Origin of the sequence: Ensifer adhaerens (genome assembly GCF_013283195.1) — a bacterium.
Classification (GTDB): domain Bacteria; phylum Pseudomonadota; class Alphaproteobacteria; order Rhizobiales; family Rhizobiaceae; genus Ensifer; species Ensifer adhaerens_G.
Genome location: NZ_JABEKT010000001.1, coordinates 3,048,267 through 3,059,770 on the forward strand (window position 1 = coordinate 3,048,267; position 11,504 = coordinate 3,059,770).

Here is an 11,504-nt window from a genome sequence, read left to right on the forward strand (position 1 = left end):
AATTCGAAGCTGCTACCATGAGTTAGAAAGCACCTCTCATGCATGAAGCCTCAGATCCGCACCGATCCGAGGGCAACATCAGCAGCGACGCAATCGCCACCGCGACCGACGCGCGCCCCGATGGGCAGGTGGCATGATCTGGCGTCAAGCGCGTCTGGTTGAAACGACGGACGGACAAGAGAGGGTGGCGCGGCAACGGTACCCCACGACAATGCTCGCGGCTTCATCGATCCAGCCGACGGCGCTCGGCAGAAGAAGTGATCCTGAATCGGAATCTGAAGAGCCGGAATCAGCCTTGGAGAAAGCGGCGCGATGAACCTGAAAGGATTCAGGAAAATGCCATCGCGCCGTGCCGCGCTATTCCATACGAACGGTGACGAAGCGCAGCTCGCCCGTCTTGTTGGAAAGCATCAGCAGCGCATTGCGCCGACCGTCAGACTTCAGCTCCTCGACACGCTCGGAGACGTCGTCAGGCGTATCCATCGCCTCCTGCCCCACCTCGACGATGACGTCACCCGGCTCGACCCGGCGCTCGGCTGCGGCCGAGCCTGCCTGCACCTCGGCGATCACGACGCCGTCGACATCGTCGGCAATGCCGAACTTCTTGCGGCTTTCGGCATTGAGCGTGGTCAGCTTCATGCCAAGCACCGTGTCGGAGGCCGGCATCTCGGCGGCTGGTGGCTGGTCGGTTTTCTTGTCGTCACTGCCCTCGTCGCTTGTGGTTGCCGAGGCATTGGCGACGTCTTCGCCATCCTCCAGCCGGCCGAGCGTGACCTTGACGGTCTGCTCATTGCCGTCGCGGATAATCGCGACGTCCACGGCCTTGCCGACGCCGCTCTCGGCGACTGCCCGCTGCAGGTCGCGCATCTCCGAGACATCCTTGCCGTCGAACTTGATGATTACGTCTCCAGCCTTGATCTCACCCTTGGTGATCGGCCCGCCCTCGATGATACCCGAGACCAGCGCACCGCGCGGCGAGGCCAGCTTCAGGCTTTCGGCGATATCGTCCGTCACCGGCTGGATGCGCACCCCGAGCCAGCCGCGCCGTGTCTCACCGAAGTCCTTGAGCTGCAGAACCACATTGGCGGCAAGCTCGGTCGGAACGGAGAAACCGATGCCGATCGAGCCGCCTGAAGGCGAAATGATCGCGGTGTTGATGCCGATCACCTCGCCCTGCATGTTGAACAGCGGGCCACCGGAATTGCCGCGGTTGATGGCGGCGTCCGTCTGGATGAAATTGTCGTAGGGGCCAGCATTGATGTTGCGACCGCGCGCCGAGATGATGCCGACGGACACCGAGCCGCCGAAGCCGAACGGGTTGCCGATCGCCATGACCCAGTCGCCGATGCGCATCTTGCGGGAATCGCCGAAAGGTACCGCCTTCAGGGGCGCTTTCGGCTCGACCTTCAGCACCGCGAGATCGGTCTTGGTATCCTTGCCGACGAGCTTGGCCTTCAGCTTGCTGCCGTTGGCAAAGATCACCTCGATATCGTCGGCACCTTCGATCACGTGATTGTTGGTGACGATGACGCCGGCGGGATCGATGACGAAGCCGGAGCCCAGCGAATTGACGGTGCGCTGGCGGTTGCCGCCCTTGTCTGCCTGCCCCTTGAAGAATTCATCGAAGAAGTCCTGGTAGGGCGAGCCCTCGGGCACCTGCGGCGTCGGCGCATCGTCGTCGTTCTTGACGCGCTGGGACGTCGAAATGTTCACGACCGCATCAAGCAGGCCGGCGGCAAGGTCGGCGACGGATGCGGGGCCATTGCTCGGCGGGCGAACGGCGGCCGTCTGCGCCATCGCGACATTGGACAGAAGCAGCGAGGCGGCCAGCGCCAGGGCGCCGAGGGATTTCGATCGAGTGGACAATTCGCGGAGCTCCTCACATTGTCTCGGCGGTGCGATACCTCAAAGGATAGCGCGTCATGCGATGCTCTGCAGCCCCACGCGCCCAACAGACGCAAGGATCGCTGCAGCGACCTTGATTTTCAGCATACCCTAATCCTTCGACCGATGCCGGTCGTAGGCGTCATGCAGCTGGTAACAGCGACGCGATCCGGGGATCCCGTTCCGCCCGATCCTCCTTTGAAGATACGGCGGAATTCAGAAGCGTCCAGACACGATTTTCTGATCCACCCAAAAGAGCGGATAGGGACCGACGATCAGATCGTGATCTCGTGCCCATGTTCTTTCAGCGCCTGCACCGCCTTGTCGAGATCGGAACCGGGCACGAAGATGTAGTCGGTGCTGAAGGTCGAATTGGCAAAGACGCCGATGCCTGCGGCCGAAAGCGGCCTGAGCACGGAAGAAAGCACGCCCGGCACGTCAACGCTGAAGTGCTGTTCGATGCGGAAGCAGCGCCAGCCGAGCGAGCTCTGGGTGCTGGAAGGCACGCGCGCGGCGCGGCAGACGAGGGTCATTTCCTCTCGCGAGCTGGACACGGTCCAGAAACCCGGCCCCGGCAGCCATTCCGGCATCTGGGAACCGACATTGAGACGGGTGATCGCATATTCGGCATCGACCAGCCGGATCAGCAGTTTATGTGGCATTTCGCATTATCCTCGAAGCAACCAGACAAGTCCGACACCGGCGGCAACGGAAAATACCCCGGCCAGTCGAAGCTGATGCTCCGGGACATACGGCAAACGCTTCGCCAATTCCACTAAAACCAAAGGGGCCAGTGCGTACACCAGCCCCTCGATGATCAGGAAGAAAGCGATCCCGGTCAGAAAGTCGGACATAGTCCGCTTAGTTCCCGGTCGCCGGTTGCGTCGTTGTCGCAGCCGGCGGGTTGCCTTCCGAGTCATTGAAATAACGGAAGAACTCCGAATGCGGCGACAGCACGAGCGTCGTGTCCGAGCTGCCGATCGACTCCGTATAGGCGGTCATCGAACGGTAGAATTCGAAGAACTTCGGATCGCGTGCGAATGCGTCGGCAAAGGTCTTCGTCCGTGCGGCTTCGCCTTCACCGCGCAGGATTTCCGATTCGCGCTGGGCGTCGGCGACGATCTCGACGACCTGACGGTCGGCGATGGCGCGGCGACGCTGGCCGGCTTCATTACCACGGGCGCGGATCAGCTCGGCTTCCGCCAGACGCTCGGCCTTCATGCGGTCGAAGGTCTGCTGCGAGACTTCCTGCGTCAGGTCCGTGCGACGGATGCGAACGTCCTCGATCCTGAGGCCGAGCGTTTCGGCATCGGCCTGGAGGTCGGCACGAACTTCGCGCATCATCGATGCACGCTCGTCGGAGAGTGCTGCCTCGAAACCGCGCAGACCGTAGACGCGACGCAGCGATGCGTCGAGACGAGTGCGCAACCGAGCCTCGGCCGAGTCGCGGTCGCCCGAAACGGTTTCGCGGAAGCGGCGGGGGTCGGCGATCTTGTAGACGACGAAGGCGTCGACTTCATAGAACTTGCCGCCCGAGACCTGGACGCGGATGTTGTCGAGATCGAAGCGCAGGGCCTGGTCCTCGACGTACTGTACGCGATCGGCATCCATGAAGGCGAAGGGCAGTTTGAAGTAGAGGCCCGGCTCGGTCTTGACGTCCTGGATCTGACCGAAGCGGACGACGACCGCCTGCTGGCGCTCGTTGACCACGAAGACCGACGAGTAGAGACCGACGAAGACGACCGCGAGCAGGATCAGGATGATTGAAGTACGATTGTTGATCACTGTGCGGCTCCCGTCTGTGCCGGCCGACCGATTTCGTTCAGCGGCAGATAGGGCACGACGCCCTGCCCGTTCTTCTCGTCGATGATGACCTTCTTCGACTTGCCGAGCACGCCCTGCATCGTTTCGAGATAGAGACGCTTGCGGGTCACGTCGGGCGCCTTGGAATACTCGTCGTAGACCGAGATGAAGCGCTGGGCTTCACCGTCCGCTTCCTTGACGATGCGATCCTTGTAGGCGGCTGCCTCTTCGCGGATCTGCGCGCCCTGACCGCGGGCCTTGCCGAGGATCTGGTTGGCATACTGGTTGGCTTCTTCGACGAAGCGATCTTCGTCCTGCTCGGCGCGCTGCACTTCGTCGAACGCGTCGGCAACTTCGCGCGGCGGAGCCGCATCCTCGATCGCCACGGTGTTGACCGAGATGCCGGCACCGTAGCTGTCCATCGTCGCCTGGATCGTGCTCTTCACGTCGGCGGCGATCGCCTGACGGTTATCACGGAAAATGTCCTGGGCCGGACGACGGCCGACCACTTCGCGCATGGCGCTTTCGGCAACCTGCTGCAGCGTGTCGGACGGATTTTCGACGTTGAACAGGTAGTGCTTCGGGTCCGTGACGGAATACAGCACCGAGAACTGGACGTTGACGATGTTCTGGTCGCCGGTGAGCATCAGGCCGGCATTCGACTGACCGCTGTTGCGACCGCCGATGTTCTGCTGCTGCTCGGTAATCTTGACGAACTCGACGGTTTCGAGCGGCCAGAAATGGTAGTGCAGGCCCGGCATCGAGATCTCGTCCTTCGGCTTGCCGAAGCGCATTTCGACGCCCCGTTCATCCGGCTGGACGGTATAGATCGAGTTGATCAGGATGAAGCCGACGATCAGCAGGCCGACGATGGCGAAGACGCCGCCGTTAAAGCCGCCGGGAACGACGTTCTTCAGCTGATCCTGGCCACGGCGAATGATCTCTTCGAGATCCGGCGGGCCGCCTTTGCCACCACCACCGCGCGGGCGGTTCGGCCCCTGGCCCCATGGACCCTGATTGCCTCCGCCGCCGCCGCCGCCACCCCAAGGGCCGCCGCCGCCATTCTGATTGCTCCAGGGCATCAAAACCTCTCTTTTGAATACTGCTCACGATGAACTGCCGCGCGAATGCACGGACGTCCACGATGTGAACCCGTTATAGGTATGACATGCATCGCTTTCAACGCGATAGGCCAGAGTTCACCGTAAATGGTTCAAAATAGTTGACGAATAGGCCGTTACAGCGCCGCGCGTCGCATCTGCCGCACCAAAGCGCTGTGACACCTCGAACGTGCAGCGGCACCTTCGCCGTCGGCCGGCGCCGATCAATGATCCCAGATCAACCTGCGCTACGCCGGCGCCAGGTCACGAAATGCATGGCATGGCTGTCCTTCTCGCTCTGCGGCAGATCCTCTTCGAACACCTTGTCGAAGACGGCGGGATCGATTTCGGGAAAGCGCGCATCGCCTTCGACTTCGGCCGGAACCTCGGTGATATGAAGGATATCCGCCGCACCGATCGCCTGGCGATAGATCTCGCCGCCGCCGACGACGCAGACCTCGTCCGCACCGGTTGCCTCAGCTTCTCGCCGCGCCGCGGCGAGCGCTTCTTCCAGCGAATGCACGACGATCGCGCCCTCGGCGGAGTAATCAGCGCTGCGGCTGATGACGATGTTCGCCCGGCCCGGCAGCGGACGCCCGATCGAGGCCCAGGTCTTGCGCCCCATGATCACGGGCTTGCCGATCGTCAGCGCCTTGAAGCGCTTGAGGTCGGTCGGAAGCCGCCAGGGCAGATCACCCTCGCGGCCGATCACGCCGTTGGCGGCAACCGCTGCAATGAGGGAGACTTTCGGTTCGTTGGTGCTGGTATCAGTCATGGAACCCATTCGGTTTGCTGTCGATTTCACTTGCCCTGACAAGGGCCGGACGGTCCGTCACCACCCTTATGTAGCGGTCGACGACCTCGCTCTCGGGCAGGATCTTGCGCATCCATTGCAGCGCACTGGCCAAAAGCAGATCGGCGGCACTCATCGTCGCGCCGAGCAGATAGGCCTGCCGGCTGAGCACGTCGATCACATGCCCGCACATTTCGCTGTAGAGCCGCGCCTGCGCCGGATTGCTGATCGTCGCCCCGGTGATGTGCGCCAGCGCCGTCGGCTCGATCACGCCGGCATAATAGGCGAGCCAGGAGAGATAGGCGCCGCGCTCGGGATGGCCGGGCGACCGCCCGAGGCTGCATTCGGGATGAAGGTCGGTGAGGTATTGCACCACGGCCGCCGATTCCCAGATCAGAGCGTCCTTGTGCAGCAGCGCCGGCACCTGCTTGTGCGGATGCGGATTGTTTTCGTCGGGCGCACCGGTTCCATCCCAGCGGCGGATCGAGACATAGCGGATCTCGTATTCCGCGCCGATCTCCTCGAGCAGCCAGACGATCCGCGAGGAGCGCGACTGCGGTGCGTGGATGAGCGTCAGCATCGAAACCTCCCGACAGCGCGGCGTAAAACAGAACACGCCAAGGTCGCTGCAACGCCTGAATTACGTCATAGGCGGAAGACCTCCCGGTCTGCCGCCATCACGCGAATGCCCGTATCGATCACGCCGCCCGCACTGCCCGAAGCGGCGAGCAGTCAGACGGCGATCGGCGCCTTGATCGTTGAATCGGCTTCGTAACCGACAAGGGTAAAGTCTTCAAAACGGAACGCAAACAGATCCTTGACATCAGGATTGATCTGCATGGTCGGCAATGTCTTCGGCGTGCGGGCAAGCTGCAGCCGCGCCTGGTCGAAATGGTTGTGGTAGATGTGCGCGTCGCCGAAGGTGTGGACGAAATCGCCCGGCTTCAGCCCGGTCACTTGCGCAACCATCATCGTCAGCAACGCGTAGGAGGCGATGTTGAAGGGCACACCGAGGAAGATGTCGGCCGAGCGCTGGTAGAGTTGGCAGGAAAGCTTGCCGTCGGCGACATAGAACTGGAAAAGGCAATGGCACGGCGGCAGCGCCATCTCGTCGACCAGCGCCGGGTTCCAGGCCGAAACGATATGCCGGCGCGAATTCGGATTGGTCTTCAGGCTTTCGACGAGACCGGCGATCTGATCGATATGCCGTCCGTCCGGCGCCGGCCAGGAGCGCCACTGGTAGCCGTAAACAGGGCCGAGATCGCCGTTTTCGTCCGCCCACTCGTCCCAGATGCTGACGCCATTGTCCTTGAGATAGGCGATGTTGGTCTCGCCCTTCAGGAACCAGAGCAGTTCGTGAATGATCGAGCGCAGGTGCAGCTTCTTGGTGGTCAGCACCGGGAAGCCTTCCGCCAGATCGAAGCGCATTTGGTAGCCGAAGACCGAGCGCGTGCCCGTTCCCGTCCGGTCGCCCCGGTCGGTTCCGCTGGTCATCACATGATCGAGGAAGTCGAGATATTGCTGCATGGTCTGGCGCCGCCGATTCGTGTTGTCCCAAATTTAGGGTGAAGCCGGCGGCAAACCAATGTCTTGGGGATGTTTATCCCGCAAATTTAGCCGCGCTCGAGCCGGGACCTTGAGGAAACCTGCGCGTTTTCCACCGGCATCCCGCCTCAAGGCATCGGTTCGGTTGATGACCCCGGGGCGATCCGACCCGACCTCACCGCGACCTACAGCGTCTGCAGCTTGCCGAGGTTCTTGGCCACCAGATAGTAAAAGGTCACGCGCGACTTGGAGCGGTCCGCAGACATCGCCTTCGCCGTGGCCGAGATGGCTGCGTCCGCGTCCGCACCCGCGACGCCGAGCTTCTTCTCGCACCATTTTTCCCTGACGCGATCGAGCTCCTTGGGGTCGGTGGCCGATACGAGCGAGGAATCCTTGTTGCGAAGCGCAATGCCGAGATGGCGCACGATCTTGTTCACAACGGCTTCATCGGCGCCGCTGTCATACTTCTGCACATCTGCGAGATAGTCGGTCATGATGCCTCCACGTTGGGATTGCTCGAAAAACCGCAGCCGTACCCCGCATGCCCCAGCGGCCCGCCTGCAGCAGCCGGAGTTTTTCATGGCTGCCAATCATGTCAAGCGTTTTGGAAAAGCAGCGATTTATCCGCTTGCTCCCCTTTTCTTGGGCGCTGGAAAGACCTATATGACAGATGCCGTCTTCGGGCGGCTATGGCAATAAACGGGCGGTGAAATAAACCCATTGGACCCGGGGGCGGTACCCGGCGCCTCCACCAAAAACCGGTCGACACGTCGATGACCGGCTTTTGATGGGGGCGAAATAGGATCGACAAGGGCGTAAAGATCGACTTTTTGCTCGGCATTGTACCACCGTTATCGGGCTAAACTTATAGTTGCAAACGACAACTATGCTGAAGCACGTCTCGCTGCCTAACGGCGGTGCGACACTTCAAATCAAGTCCTTCCGGGTAGCACCGTAAGGCGGGGTCCGAAGGCACCTGGCAACAGAAGCCTTCACCTTCTCCCCCGCTTCGAAATGGTCTATAGATGCTTGGATAATTGACTCGTCATATTCTGACGGGCAATGGAAAGCCGACAGTAGAATTGAGTTCGAGAAAGACGGGAATCCCATGGGCCAGGACCACATTCGCTACGACATTCTGGCACAGGATGCGCTTCGCGGCGTCATCCGCAAGGTGCTGACCGAGGTTGCCGCCACCGGCCACCTGCCCGGCGAACACCATTTCTTCATCACCTTCCTGACCGGAGCGCCGGGTGTTCGCATCTCGCAGCACCTGAAGTCCAAGTATCCCGAGCAGATGACCATCGTCGTCCAGCACCAGTTCTGGGAACTCAAGGTCTCCGATATCGGCTTCGAGATCGGCCTTTCCTTCTCCGATACACCGGAGCGGCTCGTCATTCCGTTCAATGCCATTCGCGGCTTCTACGACCCCTCGGTCAACTTCGAACTCGAGTTCGACGTGGCCGTGGCCGAAGAGGAAGAACTCGAATCGGCGGAGATCACCGCCTACCCCGTGCCTGAAACCGACGGCGAAGTGCCGCCCAAGGACGCGGAGAAATCCGGCGAAGCCAAGAATGGCGGCGGCTCGGTCGTTTCGCTCGATTCCTTCCGCAAGAAGAACTGAGGCAGCTGAAAGGGCGCGGCATGAGTGGTGACGTCGTCAATCTACGCCAGTTCCGCAAGCGCAATGCCCGCGCCGAAAAAGAGAAGCAGGCCGAACAGAACCGTATCTCGTTCGGCCGCACCAAGGCCGAGAAATCGCTGACCGAAGCCTTGAACGCGAAAGCGGCAAAAGCCCTCGACCAGGGGCGCCGCCAGCCCGCAGCCGATCGACCCGATGAGGCCGAGGACTGAGGCACAGGGCGCGTAAGCGGCTGCGACCTTCTTCAAATCATCATCGAAACAGATTGTGCGGAACGTCTCACGCGTGAATGCGTTGCTAGAGCATCAAAGCCGGCGCACGGCTCGGCAAAAGCGATTCTGCCGCAATGACTTGCAGCAGCGTCCCGAATCAAACCGCCAACGACTTGAATCAATTTGCGAGCTCCGGCGATGATCCGAAAACACTCCGCCACCCTGCACGGGCACCGCACCAGTTTTTCGCTCGAGGACCCGTTCTGGCTGGAGCTGAAGACGATCGCGGCGACCCGCGCCATGCCGATCGCCCAGCTGATCGTCGAGATTGACGACGCGCGCGGCAGTGACAGCAACCTCTCCTCGGCACTTCGGGTCTACGTTCTCGACTGGATCAAGTCGAACGTGCCGCGCTCAGCGGCCGGCGACACGTGACACCTCGTCGCCTTGGCTTGCGAACCCGTCGGTCAGGGCGCCGGCGAGGCCCTCGCGCAGCTGGGTCGCCATCGCCCTGATCCCGCCCGGCAGCCGTGAATACTCGATCAGGCACACCCGGTTGCGCCCCGTGTTCTTGGCGAGGTAGAGCTGGTCGTCCGCGATCTTGAAGATGTCCTCGTACTGTACCGGATAGGTAAACAGCGCCACGCCGATGCTGACCGTCACCGGATCGGCATCCGGAGCAATCGCCTGCCCATGCTCGGCCACCGCCAGACGAATGCGCTCGGCCATCGCCCCGATCGTTGCGGGGTGGGCATGGTGAACGAACACGCCGAACTCCTCACCGCCGAGACGGCCGATCAGGCCGACATCGCCAACCGCCAAGCGCATCTCGGTTGCTATCGCCACCAACGCATCGTCACCGGCGAGATGGCCATGGCGATCATTGATGCGCTTGAAGTGGTCGGCGTCCAACACCATCAGCGCGGAGGTGGCTGGAAATGGCTTGAGATCCTGTTCGGCAACGAACGCCGTGACATCCGACGTGAACGCAGCGCGATTGAGACAGCCGGTCAGGCCGTCGTAGCGGCTCGCCAGTGTCAGCAGATCGTTGGCGCATGCAAGCTGCTGGAGCTTGATGCCGATGACGGCGAAAAGCGGGATCGCCAAGAGCAGCGGGATGAACAGGGCAAGGCGCATCGACGTCGCCATCACCTCAGCTCCGAAGGGGGCGATGTAGTAATAGGTGACGAGAACGGCAACGGTCGTGCAACCGACGGCGCCCGAGAACGTCCAGTTCACGATCCAGATGATCGCGCGGCGATCAAGGCCCTCATCCAGCGACGTCATGCCACCCCCCGTTGCAAGCCACACTGTGAAGGCAGAATGCTAACTCCTGCTCAATCAATCCATTAGGATTTTAGGGGTTTTGCGCTTCACTGCTGCCACAACAGGCGCCGGCAGCCGAATCAGATTGGCATTCGATCGCTGCACCAGAGCCGCACACCGGGCAAAGCAGGCCGCGCCAGCCCGCTGAAACATAGACTTTTGATTGCAACGGGAACCCGCCCCTCGCCTTCTGTGTGCCTTGCGCCACACCTCGCACAATTCCCGCGTGCCGAAACGGAATTTGACGCGAATATGCTTGTTTAGCATCATCTAATTTCGAACAATCGAGGTGCTGCCAGTGGCCGCAACCTCTGGCGCTCATGCAACATGAGAGGGAGGAAGGCATGCAGCTCTATGCTCGGATCGGTCTGGCCACGTGTTTGACCCTGTCATCGGCCGCGGTCGCCAGCGCCGCCGACATCGCGCCGCTCCTTGCGCCCACGGCGCAGCCGCAGGAGACGGAAAGCGGCTGGCAGTTCACCGTCGCACCCTACTTCTGGATGGCGGGCCTGAGGGGCGATACGGCCCAGTTCGGGCTGCCCGAGGTGCATATCGATTCCAGTTTCAGCGACATCTGGGACAATCTCGATTTTGCCTTCATGGCGATGGGCGAGGCGCGCAACGGACCCTACAGCATCTTCGGCGACGTCATGTACACCAAGCTGTCCGCCGACGGCAGCACGCCGAACGGTATCCTCGCCAATAGCGTGGATGTGGACTCGACGTCTTTTGCCGCGCTGCTGGGCGTCGGCTATGCCATTTACGAAGACCAGTCATCCAATCTCGATATCGTCGGTGGCTTGAGAGTCTGGTCCGTCGACACCACACTTTCGTTCTCCGGCGGCCCGCTGGATGGTGTCAGCCGGGATGACGGTGCCACCTGGGTCGATGCGGTCGCCGGCCTGCGCGGCACCTATAACTTCACGCCCGAGTTTTATCTGACCGGTTGGGGGCTGGTCGGCGGTGGCGGCGCGGATCTCGATTGGGATGCGGCACTCGGCCTCGGCTACAAGTTTACCGATACGATCTCGGCCGTCGCCGGCTATCGCGCGCTCGGCGTCAACTACAGCAACGACGGCTTCGAATACGATACGGTGCAGCACGGACCGATCCTGGGGGTCGCCATCCGCTTCTGATCCGACGCGTTGCGGCGGTCGGCGACGAGCGATCTATGGCACGGCAGGTGTTCCGCTTCATTT

The 11,504-nt window shown here is 61.7% G+C and carries 14 protein-coding genes and 1 other RNA gene; 5 read left to right on the plus strand and 10 right to left on the minus strand.

What is annotated here, in order from left to right:
- Positions 1–357: 357 nt before the first annotated feature.
- The 9 genes from LPJGGPFB_RS14590 to LPJGGPFB_RS14630 form a co-directional block, all read right to left on the minus strand.
- Complete coding sequence (locus tag LPJGGPFB_RS14590; RefSeq protein ID WP_173421053.1) at positions 358–1,797, minus strand: DegQ family serine endoprotease; 1,440 nt, start codon at positions 1,795–1,797, stop codon at positions 358–360.
- 362 nt (positions 1,798–2,159) lie between these two features.
- Positions 2,160–2,546: an ACT domain-containing protein gene (locus tag LPJGGPFB_RS14595; protein ID WP_025427669.1), complete on the minus strand. Its 387-nt coding sequence runs from the start codon at positions 2,544–2,546 to the stop codon at positions 2,160–2,162.
- A 6-nt stretch (positions 2,547–2,552) separates the two neighbouring features.
- Entirely contained in the window at positions 2,553–2,738 is a 186-nt protein-coding gene (locus LPJGGPFB_RS14600) for a DUF2065 domain-containing protein (RefSeq protein ID WP_025427670.1), read from the minus strand.
- Between the two features lie 7 nt (positions 2,739–2,745).
- A complete protein-coding gene (gene hflC, locus LPJGGPFB_RS14605; protein WP_173420556.1) occupies positions 2,746–3,669 on the minus strand; it encodes a protease modulator HflC in 924 nt (307 codons plus the stop codon).
- Entirely contained in the window at positions 3,666–4,769 is a 1,104-nt protein-coding gene (hflK, locus tag LPJGGPFB_RS14610; RefSeq protein ID WP_173420557.1) for an FtsH protease activity modulator HflK, read from the minus strand. Before hflK ends, hflC begins: the two co-directional genes overlap by 4 nt.
- A gap of 256 nt (positions 4,770–5,025) precedes the next feature.
- Positions 5,026–5,562: a dihydrofolate reductase gene (locus tag LPJGGPFB_RS14615; RefSeq protein ID WP_173420558.1), complete on the minus strand. Its 537-nt coding sequence runs from the start codon at positions 5,560–5,562 to the stop codon at positions 5,026–5,028.
- Positions 5,555–6,160 (minus strand): glutathione S-transferase, encoded by a 606-nt coding sequence (locus LPJGGPFB_RS14620; protein ID WP_173420559.1) that lies wholly within the window; start codon positions 6,158–6,160, stop codon positions 5,555–5,557. The genes LPJGGPFB_RS14615 and LPJGGPFB_RS14620 overlap by 8 nt, the downstream gene beginning before the upstream one ends.
- 152 nt (positions 6,161–6,312) lie before the next feature.
- Entirely contained in the window at positions 6,313–7,107 is a 795-nt protein-coding gene (locus LPJGGPFB_RS14625) for a thymidylate synthase (RefSeq protein ID WP_173420560.1), read from the minus strand.
- 203 nt (positions 7,108–7,310) lie between these two features.
- A complete protein-coding gene (locus LPJGGPFB_RS14630; protein ID WP_077500214.1) occupies positions 7,311–7,619 on the minus strand; it encodes a DUF2853 family protein in 309 nt (102 codons plus the stop codon).
- Between the two features lie 139 nt (positions 7,620–7,758).
- Between LPJGGPFB_RS14630 and ssrA the strand changes: the two genes are divergently transcribed.
- From ssrA to LPJGGPFB_RS14650, 4 genes are all read left to right on the plus strand, one after another.
- Positions 7,759–8,122, plus strand: a transfer-messenger RNA (tmRNA) gene (gene ssrA / locus LPJGGPFB_RS14635).
- Positions 8,123–8,233: 111 nt separating this feature from the next.
- Complete coding sequence (locus LPJGGPFB_RS14640; protein ID WP_173420561.1) at positions 8,234–8,749, plus strand: SspB family protein; 516 nt, start codon at positions 8,234–8,236, stop codon at positions 8,747–8,749.
- 20 nt (positions 8,750–8,769) lie between these two features.
- Positions 8,770–8,979, plus strand: coding sequence for a DUF4169 family protein (locus LPJGGPFB_RS14645; RefSeq protein ID WP_173420562.1), 210 nt, complete (start codon positions 8,770–8,772; stop codon positions 8,977–8,979).
- Between the two features lie 198 nt (positions 8,980–9,177).
- On the plus strand, positions 9,178–9,414 hold the full coding sequence (locus LPJGGPFB_RS14650) for a ribbon-helix-helix domain-containing protein (protein WP_173420563.1): 237 nt from the start codon (positions 9,178–9,180) through the stop codon (positions 9,412–9,414).
- Here LPJGGPFB_RS14650 and LPJGGPFB_RS14655 read toward each other — a convergent pair.
- Complete coding sequence (locus LPJGGPFB_RS14655; RefSeq protein WP_173420564.1) at positions 9,394–10,266, minus strand: GGDEF domain-containing protein; 873 nt, start codon at positions 10,264–10,266, stop codon at positions 9,394–9,396. The two genes, LPJGGPFB_RS14650 and LPJGGPFB_RS14655, sit on opposite strands and share 21 nt — an antisense overlap.
- Before the next feature lie 383 nt (positions 10,267–10,649).
- On the opposite strand from LPJGGPFB_RS14655, the gene LPJGGPFB_RS14660 reads away from it, so the two are divergent.
- The gene (locus tag LPJGGPFB_RS14660; protein ID WP_173420565.1) at positions 10,650–11,441 is read left to right on the plus strand and encodes a hypothetical protein; all 792 of its coding nucleotides are present in this window, start codon (positions 10,650–10,652) and stop codon (positions 11,439–11,441) included.
- The last annotated feature ends 63 nt before the right edge of the window (positions 11,442–11,504 follow it).

Bases quoted from the DNA above. Each gene is read 5' to 3' on its own strand.
- LPJGGPFB_RS14600 (WP_025427670.1), bottom strand. From the start codon at position 2,738: ATGTCCGACTTTCTGACCGGGATCGCTTTCTTCCTGATCATCGAGGGG.
- LPJGGPFB_RS14640 (WP_173420561.1), top strand. From the start codon at position 8,234: ATGGGCCAGGACCACATTCGCTACGACATTCTGGCACAGGATGCGCTT.
- LPJGGPFB_RS14660 (WP_173420565.1), top strand. From the start codon at position 10,650: ATGCAGCTCTATGCTCGGATCGGTCTGGCCACGTGTTTGACCCTGTCA.
- LPJGGPFB_RS14630 (WP_077500214.1), bottom strand. From the start codon at position 7,619: ATGACCGACTATCTCGCAGATGTGCAGAAGTATGACAGCGGCGCCGAT.
- LPJGGPFB_RS14620 (WP_173420559.1), bottom strand. From the start codon at position 6,160: ATGCTGACGCTCATCCACGCACCGCAGTCGCGCTCCTCGCGGATCGTC.
- LPJGGPFB_RS14650 (WP_173420563.1), top strand. From the start codon at position 9,178: ATGATCCGAAAACACTCCGCCACCCTGCACGGGCACCGCACCAGTTTT.
- LPJGGPFB_RS14590 (WP_173421053.1), bottom strand. From the start codon at position 1,797: ATGGCGCAGACGGCCGCCGTTCGCCCGCCGAGCAATGGCCCCGCATCC.
- LPJGGPFB_RS14595 (WP_025427669.1), bottom strand. From the start codon at position 2,546: ATGCCACATAAACTGCTGATCCGGCTGGTCGATGCCGAATATGCGATC.
- hflK (WP_173420557.1), bottom strand. From the start codon at position 4,769: ATGCCCTGGAGCAATCAGAATGGCGGCGGCGGCCCTTGGGGTGGCGGC.
- LPJGGPFB_RS14645 (WP_173420562.1), top strand. From the start codon at position 8,770: ATGAGTGGTGACGTCGTCAATCTACGCCAGTTCCGCAAGCGCAATGCC.
- LPJGGPFB_RS14615 (WP_173420558.1), bottom strand. From the start codon at position 5,562: ATGACTGATACCAGCACCAACGAACCGAAAGTCTCCCTCATTGCAGCG.
- LPJGGPFB_RS14655 (WP_173420564.1), bottom strand. From the start codon at position 10,266: ATGACGTCGCTGGATGAGGGCCTTGATCGCCGCGCGATCATCTGGATC.
- LPJGGPFB_RS14625 (WP_173420560.1), bottom strand. From the start codon at position 7,107: ATGCAGCAATATCTCGACTTCCTCGATCATGTGATGACCAGCGGAACC.